Here is a 20,542-nt window from a genome sequence, read left to right as displayed (position 1 = left end):
GCCCGCTTCCGTGCGTCCGCCCGCTTCCGTGCGTCCGCCCGCTTCTGTGCGTCCGCCCGCTTCTGTGCGTCCGCCCGCTTCTGTGCGTCCGCCTCTGCATGTCCGTCCCGCTTCCGTGCCTCCGTCCGCCCCGGCCAGGCGGCGGGGAGGGAACGGCGGCGGCCGGAAGCGCAGGAAGGCGGGGCCCGGACAGGCGGGGAAGGTGGGAGGTCAGACAGGCGGGACGGCTGGAAGTCGGACGGGCGCAGACGGCTGGACGGCGGGAGGTCGGACGGGCGTAGGCGGCTGGACGGCGGGAGGTCGGACGGGCGCAGGCGGCTGGGGGTCGAGCGGGCGGGGTCGGGCCGGGAGGAGGTCGGACCGGGCCCGCTCAGACGGCGGCGTGCAGCCAGCGCACCGGTGCACCCTCGCCCGCGTAGCGGAACGACTCGAGCTCCTCGTCCCACTGCCTGCCCAGCAGCTTGTCCAGCTCCTCTTCGAGCACCACCCTGCCCTGGCGGGCCAGGAGCATGGCGGAGCGCAGCCGGTCCTCGGGCACCATGATGTCGCCGCTGGCCCCGATCACCGCCGTGAAGGCGCCCAGGGCCGGGGTGTAGGCGTGCCGGGAGCCGTCGGCCTCGGGCGAGGCGTCCTCGGTCACTTCGAAGCGGATGCGCTGCCAGCCCATCAACGAGGAGGCGATGGCCGCGGCGGTCCCCTGACGTCCTTGCCACTCGGCCTGTGCGCGCACGTGACCGGGTGCGGCGGGCTGGGGCGTCCACGTCAGGTCTACGGGCACGCCAAGGACGCCCGCGACCGCCCATTCGATATGAGGGCACAGCGCAGGCTGAGCCGAGTGGACGTAAAGCACGCCACGAGCAGACACCGGACCTCCCGTTTCGTACGAGGTGCGCCTTCCCCAACGGCCTCGCCCACGGATGATCACAAGTGACTGAAGGAGAGACTACCGTCGGTTGTGACATCGCACCAGAGGGACGTCATACCGAGATGGCGCAGACCGCCTCTCCGCTCCGTCATAGCGGGCGGATCGCCCTGTTCTTCCACTCGTGCAAGGTGCACCTTTACCTTACGTTCGATCATGTTGTCGAACGCCGAGGAAATCGGTGACCCCTGCTTCCGGCGGGCCGTAACACCGGCAGAGCGGGCGCCCGGACGGGGACGGGAAACCGGGTTCACAGCCCGGTGGACGCCGGGGTGCGGCATCGTTTCGGGCCGAAGGCCGTCCAGCAGTCCGCCGATCACCTCCCGGAGCGCCATGAACGTCCAGCGGGTCGGGCCCGTACCAGGATCACCCGCGCTGATCAGACCGGGGCAGCTGCTGGCCGACGCCCCGGGGATGGAGGCCGCCGCCCGCTGGACCGCCGCGGCCGGGGACCGCGGGGCCGACGGGATCTTCCGGGTACGGCTCTCGCCCGGCGTGGACGTCTGCGACCTGGCGGCCACCCTCCGGGACCGGGGCCACCGCGTCTGCCCCAACCACGTCCTGACGGGCCAGCCCCTCTTCTTCGGCGGACCGGCCTCCCGCCCGTTCCCGGCCGGTCCGCTCAGCGCGCCGCCCCCAGGCGAGGGCTCCGTGACCGTGGCGGTGCTCGACACCTGCCTGGGCGCGCACCCGTGGTGGAGGGAGCGCCCCTGGTTCCTGGAGCGGCGCCAGGAGGCCGAGCCGCCCGACTCGGACGGCGACGGCGAGCGCGACGCCCAGGCCGGGCACGGGACCTTCGTCGCCGGCCTGATCCTGCGCGGGGCCCCGCGGGCGCGGCTGCGCCCGCTGCGGGCACTGGACGGCCACGGCGTCGGAGACGAGGCCGGGCTGCTGCGCCTGCTGGCTCTGCTGCGGGACGACCCGCCGGAGGTGCTCAACCTCTCCTTCGGCGGGCACAGCTTCGACGACCGCCCCTCCCCACTGGTCCGGGAGGCGCTGGCCGCGCTGCCCGGCACGGCGGTGGTCGCCTGCGCGGGCAACACGGCCTCGGACCGGCCGTTCTGGCCCGCCGCCCTGCCCGGCGTGGTCGCCGTCGGCGCCCTGGACGCCGCCGGAGGGGCCCGGGCGCCGTTCTCGGCGTACGGCCCCTGGGTGGACGCCTGCACCCGGGGCGAGTGGCTGGCCAGCGCCTTCCTGGAGGAGGAGCCCTTCGGAGGGTACGCGCGCTGGAGCGGGACCTCCTTCGCGGCGGCCGCGGTCAGCGGGGAGATCGCGGCGCTCGCCGCGGGGACGACGCCGGCGCGGGCGGTGGCGCAGGTCCTGGATCCACGCCGGGCCGGGCGGATCGACGATCTGGGAACCGTGGTGCCCGTGCACGGGTAAGCTGCGACCCAGAGTAATGCCATGAACACGTAAAGTGCCCGACGCGGCCCCGGAGGCACCGGTGATCGATCAGCACACGCTCGACGCCGTCCTGGCGGGCGACCAGGCGGCCTGGGACGTGACGGTCAAGCGGCTCACCCCTCTGGTCTGGTCCGCGGTCCGCGCCTACGGGCTCAGCACCGCCGACGCGGCCGACGCCGTGCAGGGGACCTGGCTGCGGCTGGTCGAGAGCCTGCACACCGTCCGCGACCCCGCCCGGATCGGCGCCTGGCTGTTCACCACCGCCCGGCGCGAGGCCTGCCTGGTCCGCAGGCGCACCCGGGACGAGCGGCTGGTCGCCGACCCCGCCGACCCGCCCGGCCCCGCCGAGACCTGGCATCCCCACGCCGACCCCGCCCTCGCCGTCGTGGTCGCCGACGAGGGCCGCCGCCTGTGGGGAGTGGTCGAGAGCATGCACGAGCCCTGCCGTTCCCTGCTGCGCCTGATGGCCGCCGCCCCCGAAGCCGGCGTCCTCCAGCTGGCCGGCCGCCTGGGCATGCCTCCGGGCAGCTACGGCCCCACCCGCGCCCGCTGCCTGAACCGCCTGCGCTCCCTGCTCACCGCCGAGGAACCGGCGCCACCGGCGCCCCCTCCCCCCGGCCGCAGGCCGACGCCGTGACAGCCCTGGCCTCCCGGCGGTCACGGAACGATGCCGTGACCTCATCCCCCGCCCTGCAGGACGACACCGTGACAGCCCTGACCTCCCAGGAGACGACATCGTGACGTCAGGTCCCCACCGTCCCGACGACGAGTGCCTGATCGCCTTCCTTCATCTGGCGGCGGACCGTGATCCCGTGCCCGACCACGTCACGACCGCCGCCAGGGCCGCGTTCTCCCTGCGGCTGCCCGGCGCGGTCACGGCCCGGCGGACGACCGTACCCGCCCCCTCCGGCGTGCGCGCGGACGATCAGGCCCGGCTGCTCCGGTTCGACGCCGGTGACCTCACCGTCGATCTGGAGGTCGACTCCGCCGACGGCCTGATCGATCTGGCCGGGCAGGTCTCCCCCCGCCAGGAGGCCAGCACATGGGTCGAGATCCGCACTCCCTGCCTGACCGAGTCGCGCGTGCTCTCCCCGGCGGGCAGGTTCGCGGTCACGGGTCTTCCGCCCGGCTGGTTCAGCGTGGTATGCCACCGCGAGGACCGTCCCCCCGTCGCGACCTCCTGGACCCGGATCCGGCCGTAAGTGACCGCCGTCCCCTCCACCGGTCACCGCCCTCCTCCCGCCCCCGCCGTGCCCTCCCGTGGGGAGGACCCGCCGCTCCGGTGCCCGCATGACGTGAAGACGGCCGGTACCCTCATCGCCGAGGCCGAACACGCGATCCGCCTGGCCGCCACCGACCCCACCACCGCCCGCACCCTGGCGGACGCCGTACTCGCCACCCTCGCAGCCGGTGACGGGATCAGCGCGGGTCTCGAATGGGACGCCTCGCCGTACGGGTTGTACGGCGGAGCGGACCGGTGGACGGATCCCCGGGCGGAAGACGACCACGCGGAAGGCCCGGCACGTCCCGCTCCGGACAGCGACCATCTCGAAGCGACCGGCCCCGCCCGTCTCTCTCCGGACGGCCGTGCCGAAATGCTCGACCGGGCAAGTCCCCTCTCGGACAGTCATCCCGGAGCGACCGGCCCCGCCCGTCTCTCTCCGGACGGCCGTGCCGAAGCGGCCGGCCGGGCGCGTTCCTCTCCGGGAGGAGAGGGCCCGGAGGCGGCCGCGGTGGCGTACCGGGCGCTGGCCCTGGCCGCGCGGGAGCTGGGAGACCTTCCGCTGGCCGAGGAGCACCTCCTGCGATCCGTGCGCCTCGCCGTCGCGGCCGGGTCGCCCCGGAGGGCCGCCCAGGCGCGGCTCTCCCTCGTTCCCGTGCAGACCGAACTGGGCCGTCCCGAGCAGGCCCTCGCCCTCGCCCGCGAGGCGGAGCCGTACCTCACCCCGTCCGAGATCGCCATGCTCGGCGTGAACCGGGCGTCGGCGCTGATGCGGCTCGGCCGTCATGACGACGCGATCCGCCGCTGCGACCATGCCGTGGCCGTCCTCGGCGAGGACCAGGTCTTCCTCGCCGGGGCGCTGCTGAACCGGGGCATCGCCCGCGTCTATCTGGAGGACTTCACGGCCGCGGAGAGGGACCTGCGGCGGAGCGCGGAGCTGGCGCGGGCGGCGGGGCTCACCCACGTGCTCGCGCTGGCCGAGGGCAACCTGCCGTTCCTGGCGGCCAGGCGCGGTGATCTCCCGGCGGCGTTCGCGGCGTACCTGCGCGCGGAACGGAGCCTGTTCGGCTGCCCGGAACGGCTGGCCACCGTCCGCTGCGACCTCGCCCAGGCGCTGATCGCCGCCCACCTGCCCGGGGAGGCTCGGGCGCTGCTGGATCTCGCCGTCCCGGAGCTGGAGGCCGCGGGCGCCGCGACGGCCCTGGCGGAGGCCCGGCTGACGCTGGCCGAGGTGGAGCTGCGCACCGGCGACGCGCACAGCGCCCTCGTGAGCGCGGAGCTGGCCCGGTCCGAGCTTCTCGCGCACGGCAGGCGGTCCTCGGTCCCCCTGGCCACCGAGATCGTCCTGCGCGCCCGCCTCCGGCTCGCCTTCCCCGGCGCCCCCACGCCCTTCCGCACCCGGCCCGCGACCGCGCCGGACGATGCGGGGGCAGGCGGCGAGCCGGGGCAGGGAGCCGGTGAACGGCTGCTCGCCGAGATGGTGGCGTGCGCCGACGACCTCGACCGGACGGGCCAGCCTTCGGGGCCTCTCCGGCTCACCGCCGCGGAGCTGGCGATCCGGCTGGGCGACGACCGCACCGCCGGTGAACAGCTCGCTCTACCGGCTCCGGCCGGGCACGGGGTGGCGGCCTATCGGGCGACCGCCCTGCGGCGGGTGCTTCGGGGAGACCGGCGGGGAGCGTTCGCCGCGATCCTGGCGGGGCTGGCCCGGGCCGGTGCCAGAGCGTCCCTGCTCGCCAGGACCGGCATCCGCAGCGAACCGGCGCTCCCGGGCGCCACCGGCACCGGCACGGCGGAGGCGCTCGCCGCCGGAATGGCACCTGCTGACGGGATCGGGGCGGCGTGGGCGACCGGGACGGATGCGGTGCAGGAGGCCGGGGAGGATCCCGCGGTGCGGGCTCAGGCGGTGCGGGAGGCGGAGCCGCTGGCGGCGCTCGGGCTGGCGCTCGCGCTGGAGACCGGCAGGGGCGGGACGGTGCTGGCCTGGGCGGAGCGGTGGAGGGGGGTCGCCGGCGGCGCCGGGCGGCCGGCGGCTCCGCCCCTGGGGGAGCTGCGGGCCGCGCTGGGTGAGACGGCGCTGGTGGAGTTCGTCCGTCACGGTGACGAGCTGGTCGCCGTCGCGATCGTCTCCGGCCGGATCACGCTGTGCCGCCTGGGACCCTTCGCCGCCGTCGCCGAGGCCACGGTCAGGCTCCGGTACGGCCTGCGCCGGACGCACCTGCGCGACGGACCGGCGACCGGCACGGCCGGGGAGGCGGCCGCGGTGGAACGGCTGGTCCTGGGCCCGCTGCTCGGCCGCCTGGGCGACCGGCCCCTGGTGGTCGTACCGGCCGGGGCCCTGCACACCCTGCCCTGGCCGGTTCTGCCGTCGAACGCCGACCGCCCGGTGACCGTCGCCGCGAGCGCCGCCGCCTGGCTGACCGCACACCGGGCGGGAGCCGTACCCGGGGCCAGGACTGTCGTGGTGGCCGGGCCCCGGTTGCGGTACGCCGGGGACGAGGCCGACATGGTCCGGGACCGGCGGCCGGGGGCCGAGCGGGTGGCGGCGAACCGGGCCGCGGTGATGGCGGCGCTGGAGCGGGCGGCGGTGGCCCATCTGGCCGCGCACGGGACGTTCTGCGCGCGCAGCCCGCTGCTGTCCGGCATCGACCTGGACGACGGCCGGCTCATGGCCTACGACCTGCTGCGGCTCCGTACCCCACCGGACCTGGTGGTGCTGTCGGCCTGCGACACGGGGATGGCGCACGCGCCGGCCGACGGGGCGCCGCTGGGGCTGGCGGGGACGTTCCTGTCCCTGGGGACGCGGTGCGTGGTGGCCGGGCTGGTGCCGGTGCGCGATGAGGAGACGCTGGCGCTGATGACCGCCTTCCACACTCTCCTGGCCGCCGGTCACCCGCCCGCGCCCGCGCTGACCCGGGCGAGCGCGATGACCGGGGTGGCCGGGTTCGCCTGTTTCGGGTACGGCGATCAGCCGGTGGCGACCGGCCGGGAGGGGTCGGTCACCCAGTGGGACCAGGAGCCCACGTAGAGGGCGGCGGGGATGCCCGCCACCTCCAGGGCGAGCACCTGGTGGGCGGCCGTCACCCCGGAGCCGCAGTAGGCGCCGACCTCGATCCCGGGCACCGCCCCGAGGGTGTTGAACCGCTCGCGCAGGAAGTCCGGCAGGTGGAAGCGGCCGCTCGGGTCGACGTTCGCCCCGGTGGGGGCGCTGACCGCGCCGGGGATGTGCCCGGCGACGGGGTCGATCGGCTCGACCTCTCCCCTGTAGCGCTCCGCGGCCCGCGCGTCCAGCAGGACGCCGTCGGCGGCCAGGGCCGCGGCCTCCTCGGCGCCGAGCACGGGCATGCCGCCCGGCCGAGCGGTGAAGTCGCCCGGCGGCGGCTCGGGCGTCTCCTTGGCCAGCGGGCGCCCCTCGGCGGTCCAGGCGCGCAGGCCGCCGTCGAGGACCCGCACGTCGGGGTGGCCGAAGTAGCGCAGCGTCCACCAGGCCCGGGCCGCGGCCGTGGAGTCGGCCTCGTCGTAGACGACCACGGGCCGGGAGCCGGAGACCCCCAGGCGGCGCATCGCGGCCTGGAAGAGATCGGCCTCCGGCAGCGGGTGGCGGCCGCCGGGGCCGGCCGGGGCGGCCAGGTCGGCGTTCAGGTCGCAGAAGAGCGCCCCCGGGATGTGCCCCTCCCGGTAGGACTCGATCCCGGGCGGCCCGCCGAGCCTCCAGCGCACGTCGAGGACGGCGGCCCCGTCCAGCGCGGCCAGCTGCGCGGGTGTGATCAGCGGACTCATCTCGGCTCCTGTCGGACGTGACGGCCCCGGCCGCGGGATCCGGCCGGGGCGTGCGGAGGTCAGCGGGTGCTCACCTCGAGCATCGGGACGTACTGCTCGGCCGGGGTCAGCGAACCGTGGTAGCCGGTGAACGACGACTCCAGCGGCTCGGCGACCGAGGCGGTGATGACGGCGTCGAGGTACGGCACGGCGATCACGTCGCCGATCCTCGGCAGCCACTCGTCGCGCACGCGCGGCCCGAACCAGCCGGAGGCGACGGCCTCCTCCCGGGAGGCCACCCACGCCGTCCCCGCCAGGACGCTCCGCCAGGTCGCCAGCACGTCCCCGGCCGCTCCGGGCTCGGCGTAGACGTGCCTGGCCCTGGCCTCGCCGCCGAGCAGGGCGACGCCGTCGCGGAGCCCGGGGACGGTGTCGGCGTCGATGCGCTCCGCCGCGTTGACCATGCCGTGGTCGGCGGTGACGTACATCGCCGAGCCGGGCGGGAGCGTCTCGGCCAGCCGCTCCGCCATCCGGTCCACCCGGGACAGCTGCTCCAGCCACTCCGGCGTCCCCCAGCCGACCATGTGGCCGACGGCGTCCAGGTCGCCGTAGTAGACCGTCACGTGGGCGCGGGGCTCGGCCAGCGCGCGGCGCACCCCCTCGATCCGGTCGTCGATCTCGTCGGCGCCGACGAAGCGCACGCCGCGGTAGACGGCCTGGTTGAACCCGGTGCCCTCGAAATAGGAGGGGCCGACGTAGCTGACGGCGACCCCGGCCTGCGAGGCCCGCTCGAAGACGGTCGCGGCAGGCTGCCACTCCTGCGGGTCGGCCGGCTCGCCCTCCCCGGGGACGGTCCAGCGCAGGCAGTTGAACAGGTGCCCGGCGCCGGGCACGGCCAGCTGGTAGCCCAGCATGCCGTGCTCGCCCGGCGTGAGCCCGGTGCCGAGCGTGCTCAGGCTGGTCACGGTGGTGGCGGGGAAGCCGGCGGTGAGCACCTGGCCCGGCCGGGACGACAGGAACGGGGCCGCCTCGGGGTGGGCGCGCAGCAGCTGCGCGCCCAGGCCGTCGACCAGGAACAGCAGGACCCGGTCGGCGGGGGCGATCCCGAGGGGGTTGGCCCCTCCCAGGTTCAGGGCGGCCAGCAGCGAGGCGGACAGGTCGGCGAGTGAGGCCTCGCCGTACGCCGGGACGAGGGGGATCACGAGGCGGCGCGGGCGGTGGCCTCCGACAGTGCCTTGGCGAAGGCCAGCACGTGGGAGACCGCCTCGGGTCCGTCGGCCGCCTCGCTCACCCGCAGGGAGAGGTCGTCGGCCGTGATGGCGCCGGTGTATCCGTGGTCGGCGTCGCAGTTCTCGTCCCCGCAGGTGGCGGGCTCCAGATCGACGTGGGAGATGGCGCCCCAGCCGATGGTGAGCGTGACCTCGGTGGGCGGCACGCCCGGCACGTAGGAGGCGGGATCGGGGACGACCCGGGTGACGGCCACGGACTGGATCCGGCTCAGCCGCACGGCCTCGGTGGTCGTGGAGGCGTGGGAGGCCGAGACCCCCTCGACGGCCGGGTGCTCGTCGGTGTGGCAGACGAGCAGCCGGGTGGGTGACAGCACCAGCACCGTGACGTGCCGGCGGACCTCCATCGCCGGGTCGAAAGTGGCCTCGTGGTGCACCACGTAGGCGCCCACCTGCTCCTTGCCCAGAGCGGATTCGACCGCGTCGGCGACCAGGTCGGGATAGTAGCCACTGCGGTCGATCGCGTCGCGCAGGCCGGCGGACGAGAGTCGGGTTTCCCTCATGGGTCCATCCTGCCCTGTCCCGGGGGGCTCTTTCACCCTGAGCGCCCCGGCCGGGACACGACACCGTACCGTCACCATCCCGTCGGCGTGAGGGCCGTTCCGGGCCCGCGGCGCGCGACCCGGCTCAGCTGAGCCGGCGGGGCCCGCCGTCGGGCCGCGGACCGGCGGGACTGCGCAGTACGGCGTGCGCCCCCAGGACGATCACCCCGGACTCCCCCACCAGCACCGGATCGAGGTCGAGCCTGGCCACCTCGGGCAGGTCGTCGGCCAGCCTGCCGACCCGGACCAGCAGGTCCTCCAGCGCCTCCACCGCGACCGGCGGGTAGCCGTACTCGCCGAACAGCAGCGGCGCGGCGCGCGGCGACCTGATGAGCTGCGCCGCGTCCTCCCGCGTCAGCGGGACCATCCGGTAGGCCTCGTCCCGCAGCAGGCGCGCGGTCACCTCGCCCAGCCCGAAGGAGACGACCGCGCCGAAGGCGAAGTCGTCCACGACGCTCACCACGGTCGGCACCGCGGGCTGCGGGACCATCCGCTGCACCGCGAGCACGGCCTCGGGGCCGAGCTGGCGCGCCAGGTCGGCGAAGGCGTCGCGCACCCCGTCGGGACCGGCCAGGCCCAGCCGGACCGTCCCGGCCCGCTTGGCCGCCTCCGGGTCGGCGGCCTTGAGCACCACCGGCCAGCCCAGCCGTTCGGCCGCGGCCACGGCCTCCTCTGGCGAGCCGACGATCTCGGCGCGCCAGACGGTCAGCCCGTAGCAGGCCACCAGCTCCGAGGCCTCGATCTCGACCGGGGGCCGATCACCGGGGACCTCGCGCGGCGGGCCGGCGTGCGGCGGGGCCTCCAGCGTCCGCTCGACCAGTTCCCGCGCCGCGGCGGCGTCGACGTCGGCGATCTCCGCGGGAGAGCCCGCCGGCTGCTCGCGCCAGCGCGCGTACCGCACGACGTGGGCCAGGGCCCGCACCGCCTCCTCGGGAGCCGCGTACGACGGGATCGAACCCCGCTCGGGCACGGTGCCGACCCGCAGCTCGGAGGGCATGCCGAGCTTGCCCTCGAAGGTGGCGAGCACCGGCTTGCCGCCCTCGCGTGAGACGCGCAGCAGCTCGGCGGCCACCTCGTCGGAGCGGCCGGGGATAGGCGGCATGTAGATCACGACCGCGGCGTCCACCTCCGGCAGCAGCGAGGCCAGGGCCGTGCCGAACTCGGCGGCGCCGGCGCGGGCGCCGAGGTTGACCGGCGGCCGGGGCTCCAGGCCCGCCCGCACGCAGGCGTCCACCGCCAGCAGGGCCAGCGCGTCGGAGTTGCTCACCAGGCCGACCCGGGGACCGGCCGGCAGCGGCTGGTAGGCCAGCAGCTGCGCCACGTCGAACTGCTGGATCAGGTCATCCACCCGGATCACGCCGGCCTGCTCGAACAGCGCGCTGAGCGCGGTGTCCGGCAGGCCGAGCACCGGGGCGGCGTGGCCGATGGGCACGCCCTGGGTGGTGCCGCCGCTCTTGACCACCACGATCGGCTTGCGCCGGGAGATCCGCCGCGCCAGGCGGGCGAACTTGCGCGGGTTTCCCAGCGACTCCAGGTAGAGCAGGATCACGTCGGTGTCGTGGTCCTCCTCCCAGTACTGCAGCAGGTCGTTGCCCGAGACGTCGGCGCGGTTGCCCGCCGAGACGAACGAGGAGATGCCCATGCCGCGCTGGGCCACCCGCTGCAGCAGGGCCGTGCCCAGGGCGCCCGACTGGCTGAAGAAGCCGACCCGGCCCCGGCCGGGGACCGTCGCGGCGAGCGTGGCGTTCAGCCGGACCGCGGGGTCGGTGTTGGCGATGCCGAGGCAGTTGGGGCCCACGACGCGCAGGCCGTACGCGCGGGCGATGCGGACCAGCTCGTCCTGGCGGGCCCGCCCCTCGGGCCCGGTCTCGCCGAATCCGGAGGAGACGACGATGAGCCCGCGCACGCCCTTCTCCGCGCACTCCTTGACCACCTCGATCACCCCGTCGGCCGGTACGGCGAGCACGGCCAGGTCGACCTCGCCGTCGATGGCGGTCACGCTGGGGTAGGCCCGCACGCCCGCGACGGCGCGCGCCTCGCGGTGGACCGGGTAGACCGGGCCGGTGAAGTCGGCGGCCAGCAGGTTGCGCAGCACGGTCTGGCCGACGCCGCCCGGATCCCGGCCCGCGCCGACGACCGCCACCGACCGCGGGGTGAGCAGCCGCTCGATCGAGCGGGACTCGGCCCGGTGCTCGCGGGAGGCGGTCACCTCCTGGGAGGTCTCGGTCGGGGTGAGGTCGAGGGTCATCCGTACGACGCCGTCGGCGAAGCGGCTCTGCGCGGTGTAGCCGGCCTGCTTGAGCACCGCCATCATCTTCTGGTTGGCGGGCAGGACGTCGGCGACGAACTTGGCGATGCCGTTCTCCCTGGCGGTCTCGGCCAGGTGCTCCAGCAGCACCGAGGCGACGCCGCGGCCCTGGTGGGCGTCCTCGACGAGGAAGGCGACCTCCGCCTCCCCCGGCTCGATCCGGTCGTAGCGGATCACGGCCACCATCTCCGTGCCGATCGTGGCGATCAGCGCGACCCGGTCCACGTAGTCGACGGTCGTGAACCAGGTGACCTCCCGGTCCGACAGCCGGGGCCGGGGCCCGAAGAACCGGAAGTAGATGGACTCCGCGGAGAGCCGGGAGTAGAACGCGCGCAACCGGTCCGCGTCCGCGGGGCGGATCGGGCGCACGTGCGCGGTGCCCCCGTCCGACAGGACGACGTCCGCCTCCCAGTGGGCGGGATACTGAGCCTCCACAGTCCCGAGAGTAGACGCGAATCTCATATGCGGGACCAACCGGGCCCATTCACGCAACGCTTGTGCATCGACTATGACCCTGTCTGAGATCCGAGCCCCCTACGCTGGCTGGAAGCTGTTAGGTTTTTGGCGGCTCCATAAGCAGGTCGGGATCAAAGGCAGCAAGGTGGTGACATCATGACGCGGGTGGTCGTGGTGGGCGATCTCATGACCGACGCGGTCGCGCGGGCTCGCTACCCTCTGGCCAGAGCCAGTGACACACCGGCCATCGTCACGATGCACGGCGGCGGCTCGGGGGCCAACATCGCCTCCTGGCTCGCGGTGGAGGGCGCGGAGGTGGCCTTCATCGGCCGCCGGGGCGCCGACATCACCGGCCGCAACCGCGACATGGAGCTCATGGGATACGGCGTGGACGCCCGCCTCGTCATGGATCCCGAGCGCCCGACCGGCACCTGCGTCGTGCTCGTCACCCACAAGGGTGAGCGCACCATGCTCTCCGACCCCGGCGCCAACGCGGCGCTGTCGCCCGAGGACCTCCCCCGCGACCTGTTCTCCCAGGGCGGTCACCTGCACGTCTCGGGCTACACCCTGATCAACGAGGGCTCCCGCGAGGCCGGTCTGGCGGCCCTGGAGATGGCCCAGCGGGCCGGGATGTCCATCTCGGTCGACTGCTCCTCCTCCGCGCCGCTGGAGCGCACCGGGGCCGAGCCGTTCCTGGAGTGGACGCAGAGCGCCAAGCTGCTGTTCGCCAACGCCGACCAGGCCAAGGTCCTGACCGGCCGCGACGAGCCCGACGCCGCCGCCAAGGTGCTCACCGCCTGGTTCCCCCAGGTCGTGATCAAGCTCGCCGCCGACGGCGCGCTGTGGTACACCAACACCCGCAGCGAGCCGGTCAAGGCCCCCGCCGAGACCGTGGAGCGCGTGGTCGACGGCACCGGCGCCGGCGACGCCTTCACCGCCGGCTTCCTGCCCGCCTGGCTGGCGGGCAAGCCCCCGGCCGAGGCCCTGGCCGCCGGCAACCGCCTGGCCGCCAAGGCCATCGCCCACCTCGGCGCCCGCCCCCGCCTCTGACGCTCAAGGCGGGACCCGGCCGTTCCGGCATCCGCTTCCGACGCCATCAGGCGAGGCCCGGCCGTTCCGGCATCCGTCGCTGACCCCCGGGCCGGGTGCGTACCGGCACCCGGCCCGGCGGGGACACGCCTCACGGGTGGGCCCACCCGCCCGGCACGCGCTGCCGTAGCCGCCTGCTGCTCCAGGGCTTGCTCGTTTAGCTCGTCACCGCCAGGGCCAGGGGGAGGACGGCGGGGGCTCCGGCGTGGCGGAGCATGGCGGCGGCGAGGGTCACCGTCCAGCCGGTGTCGACGTGGTCGTCGACCAGCAGGACCGGGCCGCCCGCCGCGGCGACCGCGGCGCTCAGGGCCGAGGGCATGGCGAGGGTGGCGCGGACCGCCTGGACCCGCTGGGCGCTGTTGAACTGGCGGCCGGGCGGGCCGGAGCGGTAGCCCAGCTCGCCGAGGTAGGTCAGCCGGCCGATCTGGGCCAGCCGTTCGGCGAGGCTGCGGACCAGCTGGGGGCGGGTGGCCGAGGGCACCGAGACCACGGCGACCGGGCGCTGCTCCCACTGCCAGGACGACAGCACCGCGACCACGGCGGCGAACACGTCGTCGGGGACGGGGCCGTCGGGGACGCCCTCGGCCAGCAGCCCGCGCAGGCGGTTGCCCCAGCCGATGTCGGTCAGGCGGCCCAGCGCCCGGCCGGGCTCGGCGCCCAGCTCGGGCTTGATGCGGCCCTTGAGGTCGGCCAGCCCGGTCGGCCACTGCCGCCGGGCCTCGATCTCCACGCCGGGCCGGTGCAGGCTCTCGGCCGCGCGCTCGACCGCACCGGCGTCCACCTCGGGCGAGCGGTGCACGCCGGTGCAGTTGTCGCAGCGCCCGCAGGGCGTGGCGGAGTCGTCGTCCAGGCGGCGTCGGAGGAACTCCTCGCGGCAGCCGGTGGTGGAGATGTAGTCGAGCATGGCCCGCTGCTCGGCCTCGCGCTCGGCGGCGACACGGGCGTAGCGGTCGGCGTCGTAGGCCCACTCCTCGCCGGTGGCCTCCCAGCCGCCCCTGACCCTGCGCACCGCGCCGTCCACGTCGAGGACCTTGAGCATGGTCTCCAGGCGGGTGCGGCTGAGGTCGACCCGGTTCTCCAGGGCGGCGGTGGACATGACCCCGCCCTCGGCCAGCGCCTCCAGCACGCCGCGCACGACCGGCTCGGGCGGGAAGGCCAGCGAGGCGAAGTAGGCCCAGATCTCGCGGTCCTCGGCGCCGGGCAGCAGGATCACCTCGGCCCGCTCGACCCCGCGCCCGGCCCGGCCGACCTGCTGGTAGTAGGCGACCGGCGACTGCGGGGCGCCGACGTGGACGACGAAGCCGAGGTCGGGCTTGTCGAAGCCCATGCCCAGCGCGGAGGTGGCGACCAGCGCCTTGATCTTGTTGTCGAGCAGGGCCTGCTCGGCGGCGAGCCGCTCGGCCTGCTCGGTCTGGCCGGAGTAGGCGGCCACCTCGTGCCCCTGCTCACGCAGGTAGGCGGCGATCTCCTGGGCGGCGGCCACGGTGAGGGTGTAGACGATCCCGGAGCCGGGCAGCTCGTGCAGGGCCTGGGAGAGCCAGGCCAGGCGCTGCTCGGCGCCGCGCAGCCGTACGACGCCCAGATGGAGGCTCTCGCGCTCCAGCGCCCCGCGCAGCACGAGCGTCTCGTGGCCGAGCTGCTCGGCCACGTCGTGGGTGACCCGCGCGTTCGCGGTGGCGGTGGTGGCCAGGATCGGCACGCCGTCGGGCAGCTCGTCGAACAGCGTGCGCAGCCGCCGGTAGTCGGGCCGGAAGTCGTGGCCCCAGTCGGAGATGCAGTGCGCCTCGTCCACCACGACCAGGCCCGCGCTCTCGGCGAGCGCGGGCAGGACGTGGTCGCGGAAGTCGGGGTTGTTGAGACGCTCCGGGCTGACCAGCAGCACGTCGACCACGCCGTCGGCGACCTGCCCGTAGATCTCCTCCCACTCCTCGGGGTTGGCCGAGTTGACCGTGACCGCGTGGATCCCGGCCCGCTCGGCGGCGGCGATCTGGTTGCGCATCAGGGCGAGCAGGGGCGAGACGATGACCGTCGGCCCCTCGCCCAGCTCGCGCAGCAGCGCGGTGGCGATGAAGTAGACCGCCGACTTGCCCCACCCGGTGCGCTGGACCACGAGCACCCGGCGCCGGTCCATGACCAGGGCCTTGATGGCCTCCCACTGGTCCTCACGCAGCCGGGCGTGGTCTCCGGCGAGCGCACGCAGCCGTTCCTCGGCCTCTTCCCGCAGCATCAGCTCTTCGCTCACCGGTCATTGCTATCAGGTCCCGGTGACGTTTTGCGCCTTTCCGGTGACCATCCGGCCTCCCGGACGGTCATCCGGTCCGGCGCGGGCCGTTCACCCGTCCCGGTACTCCGGGTCCAGGTGCTCGGGGAAGGCGTTGATGGTGACCCGGTGCATGCGGCGGCGCTCGGTGTAGTCGGCCACCGCGTAGTGCTGGGTGCCGCGGTTGTCCCAGAAGGCCAGGGTGCCCGGCCGCCAGTTGAGCCGGACCTGGAACTCGGGCGAGCGGATGTGGTCGATCAGGTACGGCAGCAGCGCCTCGTTCTCCCGGTCGTTGAGCTGGACGAGCCTGGTGGTGGAGGCACGGTTGACGAACAGCGCCTTGAGCCCGGTCTCGGCGTGCACGCGCACCACGGGCCGCTCGATCGGCGGCCACTTGGCCTGGATCTCGGCCAGGTCGAAGTCGTGCCCCTTGGAGATGGCCTTCTTCATCGAGGCCGTGATGTCGTGGATGGCGGTCAGCTCGTCGCAGAGCCGCTGGATGGGCGGGGAGAGCGCCTCGTAGGCCATGCAGGCGTTGGCCCACAGGGTGTCGCCGCCGACGCTGGGCAGGTGGATGCAGCGCAGCAGCGAGCCCATCGGCGGGATCGGCTCGAAGGTGTTGTCGCTGTGCCACTCGTCGCCGCCCTCGCCCTTGGGGTCGGTCTGGTCCAGGATGTGGATGGGCGAGCCGCTGTCCTTCTTGAAGGCCGGGTGGTTGATCGTGCCGAAGTTCTCCGCGAAGCGGACGTGCTCCTCGTCGGTGATGTGCTGGTCGCGGAAGAACAGGACCTTGTACTTCAACCAGCCCTGGCGGATCTCCTGGACCTCGCCCTCCGACAGGGGTTTGCGCAGATCGACGCCGCTGACCTCGGCGCCGATGTGCTTGGTCACCTGCTTGAACTCGATCATCTGGGGACGCTCCTCCGTCGGTGGCCGCACACGGGCCGCGACCTGTTGTCCGGGCGGTGCCGACCGCGCCAATCAAGCAACCGCTTGGTCAAGCATATGCCCTGATCGCCTTCCGCAAGAGAGTGACGTGGGTCACTCATCCGGTCTTTCGAAGCGTCCCCGCACGCGAAGGCCCCGGCGCCCGCCGGAGCGCCGGGGCCGGTCCTCGCACGCAGCCGGGTCTCGTCAGATCTCCTCGACCGCTCCGCACTCCCCTTCCTTGGCCTGGGCCGGCTTGTCGCTGTAGGCGTCATCCACCGGACCGCTCCCCCCGTCCTGAGAGAAGTCGGGCCTCAGGAAGCCGTCGGGAGCCTCACACAGCACCCCGGCGGTCCACATGTTCTCCGCCTCGCCATCCCAGTTGCGGAGCTTGCCCTTGGGCGTGTCCCGCCAGAACAGGTGGTGCGACTTGACGTAGGCCATCACCCGGACGATCGGGCCCGGCTTGCCCGCGGGCCGTACCGCGTAGACGAACCGGGCCTCGTAGTTCACCTTGAGCTCGGGACCGCCGTCGGCGTCCTTGGACGCCACGGGCTCCAGCCTCCCCTGAACCTTGATCACATCACCGACCAGCTCCGTCGTCCCCGGCGCGAAACTGGTGACCCACCCCCGGGTGTCCTTCTTCGGATCCTTGTGGTCGAGGTCCCTGAGGAAGGCCTCGCGCTGCTCGGGGTCGAGCAACGCGGCGTAGGCCTCCGGCTTCCCGCCGAGCAGCGTCTGCTTGTCGAGATAGACCGCCCGCAGCAGACGGCCGCTGGTCTTCAGAGCCGAGCGGACGTCCCGGGCGGAGAACTTCCCCACCGCCTCGGCCTCGGGGATCACGAGCCCCGCGGCGCCGTCGGCGAACTTCTCCGAGGGCGAGCCCCTGAACGGCGCGTCGGCGGTGATCACCGCCGGGTCGGTGGCCAGCTCCCCCAGCACGCCCCCGGCGAGGCCGCAGCCCGTCAGCGTCGCCACCAGGCACGCCGCCATGATCGTCATTATCGTTCCGCGTTTCGGCATGGCGGGATATTAGTGACAAACCGACCAGCTCACCCACGTGCGTCCGGCCTGCGGGACCGTGGTTTCATGAGGGCCACTATGGACGTCATCACCTGGTATCTCGAACAGACCTCGCCCTCCGACCTGCTGCCCGCCAAGCCTCCGGCGATCGAGCTCGACATCGTCCGCGCGGAGATCCCCTCCCCCGAGCTGAACCGCTTCCTCTACACCGCCGTCGGCGGCGACTGGCAGTGGACCGAGCGCCTGCCGTGGACCTGGCGGCAGTGGGCCGAATGGCTGTCCCAGGGGGTGGAGACCTGGGTGGCCTACCACCGCGGCACCCCCGCCGGATACGTGGAGCTGGTCCCGCAGGACGAGGGGACGATCGAGGTCGCCTCCTTCGGGCTCCTGCCCTGGGCCATCGGCAAGGCCGCGGGCGGGCGCCTGCTGGAGTACTGCACGGCCCGCGCCTGGGACATCGCCGAACGGCACCCCGGGCTCGAACCGACCCGCCGGGTGTGGCTGCACACCTGCTCCCTGGACGGCCCGGCGGCGCTGGCCAACTACCAGGCGCGGGGGTTCCGGATCTACGACTCCAGGGTCGGCGTCCCCGGCGACCGGGATGAGGGCTCCACTCCCGGCCCCTGGCCCGGCGCGGGTCCCCGCACTCACCGATAACGGACCGTCACCGCGTTATGTCGCGGGCACCCTGCGTCGTTCGGCAGAATGTTCGACATGGCCCGACGGACGACCACACCCCCGCCAGAGGAAGACTTCGAGGAGCGGATCGTCGATATCGACGTATCCGCGGAGATGCGCACCAGCTTCCTCGAGTACGCATACTCGGTGATCTACCAGCGCGCGTTGCCCGACGCCCGTGACGGGCTCAAGCCGGTCCAGCGCCGCATCCTCTACTCCATGAGCGAGATGGGCCTGCGGCCCGACCGGGGACACGTCAAGTCGTCACGGGTCGTCGGCGACGTGATGGGCAAGCTCCACCCGCACGGCGACACCGCCATCTACGACGCGCTGGTCCGCATGGCGCAGCCGTTCTCGATGCGGCTGCCGGTGGTCGACGGGCACGGCAACTTCGGCTCGCCCGACGACCTGCCCGCGGCGATGCGCTACACCGAGGCCCGCCTGGCCGCCTCGGCCATGGCCATGGTGGAGTCGATCGACGAGGACACCGTCGACTTCAAGCCCAACTACGACGGCCAGGAGACCGAGCCCACGGTCATGCCGTCGGCGTTCCCGAACCTGCTGGTCAACGGGGCCACCGGCATCGCGGTCGGCATGGCCACGAACATGGCGCCGCACAACCTCGTCGAGGTGATCGCCGCCGCCCGCCACCTGATCAAGAAGCCGGACGCCACGCTCGACGAGCTGATGCAGTTCGTCCCCGGCCCCGACCTGCCCACCGGCGGCGTGATCCTCGGGCTGGACGGCATCCGCGACGCCTACGCGCGCGGCCGCGGCACCTTCCGGATGCGCGCCACCTGCTCGATCGAGCAGGTCAGCCCCCGCCGCAAGGGCATCATCGTCACCGAGCTGCCGTTCAACGTCGGTCCCGAGCGGGTGGTCACCAAGATCCGCGAGCTGGTCACCGCCAAGAAGCTCCAGGGCATCTCCGACCTGAAGGACCTCAGCGACCGCCACCGGGGCCTGCGGCTGGTCATCGAGATCAAGAACGGCTTCATCCCCGAGGCCGTGCTGGAGGAGCTCTACCGGCTGACGCCGATGGAGGAGACCTTCGGCATCAACAACGTGGCCCTGGTCGACGGCGAGCCGCGCACGCTGGGCCTGCGTGAGCTGCTGCAGGTCTACGTGGACCACCGCCTCGACGTGGTCCGCCGCCGCTCGGCCCACCGCCGCAGCAAGCGGGAGGCCCGGCTGCACCTCGTCGAGGGCCTCATTATCGCCCTGCTCAACATCGACGAGGTCATCCGGATCATCCGTTCCTCGGACGACTCGGCCCAGGCCCGCCAGCGCCTGATGGAGACCTTCGAGCTCTCGGAGATCCAGGCCAACTACATCCTCGACACCCCGCTGCGCCGCCTGACCCGCTACGACAAGATCGAGCTCGACCGGGAGAAGCAGACCCTGCTCGACGAGATCGCCGAGCTGACCGAGATCCTGTCCTCCGAGACCCGGCTGCGCAAGGTCGTCTCCGCCGAGCTCGCGCAGGTCGCCAAGACCTACGGCACCCCCCGCCGCACGGTCCTGCTGGAGTCGTCGGGAGTGGCGAAGAAGGCGCCGGTCGCCCTCGAGGTGGCCGACGACCCGTGCCTGGTGCTGTTCTCCTCCACCGGCCTGCTGGCCCGTACGGCCGACGCCTCCCCGCTGCCGGGCGAGGGCGCGCGCTCGGCCCACGACGTGCTGGTCTCGGTCGTGAACAGCACGGTGCGGGGCGAGGTCGGCGTGGTCACCAGCCAGGGCCGGATGATCCGGGTGCAGGTGGTCGACCTGCCGACGCTGCCGCCGACGGCCAGCCCGCCGTCGTTGTCGGGCGGCCACCCCGTCTCCGAGTACGTCTCCCTGAACCCGGGCGAGACGGTCGTGGGCATCGGTTCCCTGGATCCCGACGGGCCGGGCCTGGCGCTCGGCACCGCGCAGGGCGTGGTCAAGCGGGTCGTGCCCGACTATCCGGCCAACCGCGACGAGTTCGAGGTCATCGGGCTCAAGGACGACGACACCGTGGTCGGCGCCGTGGAGCTGGCCTCCGAGGACCACGACCTGGTCTTCATCACCTCCGACGCCCAGCTGCTGCGCTATCCGGCCTCCAGCGTCCGGCCCCAGGGCCGCCCGGCCGGCGGCATGGCCGGCGTCCGGCTCAACGACGGCGCCTCGGTCATCTGGTTCGGCGCCGTGGACCCGGCCCTGGAGTCCAGGGTCGTCACGATCGCCGGGTCCTCCACCGCCCTGCCCGGCACCCAGGTCGGCGGGGCGAAGATCTCCGACTTCGCCGAATACCCGCCCAAGGGCCGTGCCACCGGCGGCGTGCGCGCCCAGCGCTTCCTCAAGGGCGAGGACGTCCTGCTGCTCGCCTGGGCGGGCCCCGGTCCGGCCCGCGCCGTCTCCGCCGTCGGCAAGCCGGTCCCGCTCCCCGACGAGCTGGGCCGCCGCGACGGCTCCGGCCTCCGCCTCACCCACACGGTGGCGGCGGTGGGCGGCGCGCTGGGCACGGTCGTCTACGGCCGGTCCACCGGCGGCCGGGCGCCGTCAGCCGAGCAGGACGGGCAGTAGCGGCCACTGATATCCGGCAGGGGCGGGTGGCGGCGGACGCCGCCGCCCGCCCGCGACGGATGCCGGCGGCCGTTCCCCGGCACCCGCGCGAAGCCGTCACCCGTCCTGAGAGGGCACCCGTC

The 20,542-nt window shown here is 74.0% G+C and carries 15 protein-coding genes; 7 read left to right on the top strand and 8 right to left on the bottom strand.

The features are described from left to right. Positions 1-370 precede the first annotated feature (370 nt). A complete protein-coding gene (locus Psi01_RS05640) occupies positions 371-865 on the bottom strand; it encodes a DUF3145 domain-containing protein (protein WP_204062853.1) in 495 nt (164 codons plus the stop codon). A gap of 390 nt (positions 866-1,255) precedes the next feature. Between Psi01_RS05640 and Psi01_RS05635 the strand changes: the two genes are divergently transcribed. From Psi01_RS05635 to Psi01_RS05620, 4 genes are all read left to right on the top strand, one after another. Continuing rightward, positions 1,256-2,305 carry a S8 family peptidase gene (locus Psi01_RS05635; protein WP_204062852.1) on the top strand — a complete coding sequence of 350 codons (1,050 nt, stop codon included), beginning with the start codon at positions 1,256-1,258 and terminating at the stop codon, positions 2,303-2,305. Between the two features lie 61 nt (positions 2,306-2,366). Then, positions 2,367-2,963 (top strand): RNA polymerase sigma factor, encoded by a 597-nt coding sequence (locus Psi01_RS05630; protein WP_204062851.1) that lies wholly within the window; start codon positions 2,367-2,369, stop codon positions 2,961-2,963. Between the two features lie 100 nt (positions 2,964-3,063). Further along, a complete protein-coding gene (locus tag Psi01_RS05625) occupies positions 3,064-3,528 on the top strand; it encodes a hypothetical protein (protein ID WP_204062850.1) in 465 nt (154 codons plus the stop codon). Positions 3,529-3,621: 93 nt separating this feature from the next. Then, positions 3,622-6,576: a CHAT domain-containing protein gene (locus Psi01_RS05620; protein ID WP_204062849.1), complete on the top strand. Its 2,955-nt coding sequence runs from the start codon at positions 3,622-3,624 to the stop codon at positions 6,574-6,576. Here Psi01_RS05620 and Psi01_RS05615 read toward each other — a convergent pair. The 4 genes from Psi01_RS05615 to Psi01_RS05600 form a co-directional block, all read right to left on the bottom strand. Next, the gene (locus Psi01_RS05615) at positions 6,516-7,328 is read right to left on the bottom strand and encodes a sulfurtransferase (protein ID WP_204062848.1); all 813 of its coding nucleotides are present in this window, start codon (positions 7,326-7,328) and stop codon (positions 6,516-6,518) included. The two genes, Psi01_RS05620 and Psi01_RS05615, sit on opposite strands and share 61 nt — an antisense overlap. 59 nt (positions 7,329-7,387) lie before the next feature. Further along, the gene (locus Psi01_RS05610) at positions 7,388-8,509 is read right to left on the bottom strand and encodes an alkaline phosphatase family protein (protein WP_204062847.1); all 1,122 of its coding nucleotides are present in this window, start codon (positions 8,507-8,509) and stop codon (positions 7,388-7,390) included. Beyond that, entirely contained in the window at positions 8,506-9,096 is a 591-nt protein-coding gene (locus Psi01_RS05605; RefSeq protein ID WP_203874922.1) for a DUF5998 family protein, read from the bottom strand. The genes Psi01_RS05610 and Psi01_RS05605 overlap by 4 nt, the downstream gene beginning before the upstream one ends. A 124-nt stretch (positions 9,097-9,220) precedes the next feature. Then, the gene (locus tag Psi01_RS05600) at positions 9,221-11,905 is read right to left on the bottom strand and encodes a bifunctional acetate--CoA ligase family protein/GNAT family N-acetyltransferase (RefSeq protein WP_204062846.1); all 2,685 of its coding nucleotides are present in this window, start codon (positions 11,903-11,905) and stop codon (positions 9,221-9,223) included. A gap of 150 nt (positions 11,906-12,055) precedes the next feature. Between Psi01_RS05600 and Psi01_RS05595 the strand changes: the two genes are divergently transcribed. Beyond that, a complete protein-coding gene (locus Psi01_RS05595; RefSeq protein WP_204062845.1) occupies positions 12,056-12,949 on the top strand; it encodes a carbohydrate kinase family protein in 894 nt (297 codons plus the stop codon). Positions 12,950-13,145: 196 nt separating this feature from the next. On the opposite strand, the gene Psi01_RS05590 is transcribed toward Psi01_RS05595, so the two are convergent. From Psi01_RS05590 to Psi01_RS05580, 3 genes are all read right to left on the bottom strand, one after another. Further along, on the bottom strand, positions 13,146-15,215 hold the full coding sequence (locus Psi01_RS05590) for a RecQ family ATP-dependent DNA helicase (RefSeq protein WP_204062866.1): 2,070 nt from the start codon (positions 15,213-15,215) through the stop codon (positions 13,146-13,148). A gap of 105 nt (positions 15,216-15,320) precedes the next feature. Next, complete coding sequence (locus Psi01_RS05585) at positions 15,321-16,157, bottom strand: TauD/TfdA dioxygenase family protein (RefSeq protein WP_204062844.1); 837 nt, start codon at positions 16,155-16,157, stop codon at positions 15,321-15,323. Positions 16,158-16,382: 225 nt separating this feature from the next. Further along, positions 16,383-17,198, bottom strand: a complete 816-nt coding sequence (locus Psi01_RS05580) for a hypothetical protein (RefSeq protein ID WP_204062843.1) — start codon at positions 17,196-17,198, stop codon at positions 16,383-16,385. Positions 17,199-17,276: 78 nt separating this feature from the next. Here Psi01_RS05580 and Psi01_RS05575 point away from each other — a divergent pair, with 78 nt between their 5' ends. Together Psi01_RS05575 and Psi01_RS05570 are read left to right on the top strand one after the other, a co-directional pair. After that, positions 17,277-17,855, top strand: a complete 579-nt coding sequence (locus Psi01_RS05575) for a GNAT family N-acetyltransferase (protein ID WP_204062842.1) — start codon at positions 17,277-17,279, stop codon at positions 17,853-17,855. Between the two features lie 57 nt (positions 17,856-17,912). Then, positions 17,913-20,420 carry a DNA gyrase/topoisomerase IV subunit A gene (locus Psi01_RS05570; RefSeq protein ID WP_204062841.1) on the top strand — a complete coding sequence of 836 codons (2,508 nt, stop codon included), beginning with the start codon at positions 17,913-17,915 and terminating at the stop codon, positions 20,418-20,420. Positions 20,421-20,542: the final 122 nt, after the last annotated feature.

Origin of the sequence: Paraplanobispora siamensis (assembly GCF_016863175.1) — a bacterium.
GTDB classification, from domain to species: domain Bacteria; phylum Actinomycetota; class Actinomycetes; order Streptosporangiales; family Streptosporangiaceae; genus Planobispora; species Planobispora siamensis.
The sequence above is the reverse complement of the archived record's forward strand: the minus strand, read 5'-3'. Positions and strand labels throughout refer to the sequence as shown.